Raw genomic sequence first — 658 nt, 5'->3', positions numbered from 1 at the left:
GATATCGTTGAAAAAGTCGGCCGCGTCTCGGCCACGACATCGACTGATGTTAGGTCGTGAGCAGACGTCTTCCGCCTCATGCCGGTTTCGGCATCGGCACCGGAATCAGCTTGGCGAGTTTCCGGAGGTTCTGGGCAGTGGCTGCCAGATGGAACTCGTCTCGAGCACCGTTTGGTCCTCGTAGTCGCAAGCGATCCAGCTTCAGGATGCGCTTGAGGTGGGCAAACAGCATCTCGACCTTCTTCCTCTCGCGACGCGAGGTGACATAGGCGTCGGTGGCGGCAATATCGCGGGCCATGTCCCGCGCACCCTCGTGGATAGAGCGTAGGATCTTGCGGGCTGGACCGTTCGGACAGCATCGAGGCTTGAGGGCGCAGACGTCGCAGTCGAGCTTGCTGGCGCGGTAGCGCATGAAGCCCTCGTCGTCGACACCGTCGCGGGGTGAAGCGAACCGCCGACGATACTGCCTGAGCTCCTTGCCGCCTGGACAGGTGTAGAGATCGCGCTCGCGATCATAGCTGAACTCTGCCCGCTCGAAGGTCCCATCGCGACGCTCCGACTTGTCGAAGACCGGGATATGCGGCTCGATGCCGCGCTCGTGCACCAACCAGCCCAACATCTCGGCCGAGCCGTACGCGCTGTCGGCGGCCAGGCGTTC

At 62.9% G+C, this 658-nt stretch carries 1 protein-coding gene; it reads right to left on the bottom strand.

Features of this window, described 5'->3' with window-relative positions:
* Positions 1-76: 76 nt before the first annotated feature.
* The coding region (locus NKJ40_RS31800; RefSeq protein ID WP_352469394.1) for a transposase at positions 77-658 on the bottom strand (582 nt) is incomplete at its 5' end.

It is taken from the genome of Mesorhizobium sp. M0119, assembly GCF_040322615.1.
GTDB lineage: Bacteria > Pseudomonadota > Alphaproteobacteria > Rhizobiales > Rhizobiaceae > Mesorhizobium.
This window is presented reverse-complemented; position numbering and strand designations above follow the sequence as displayed.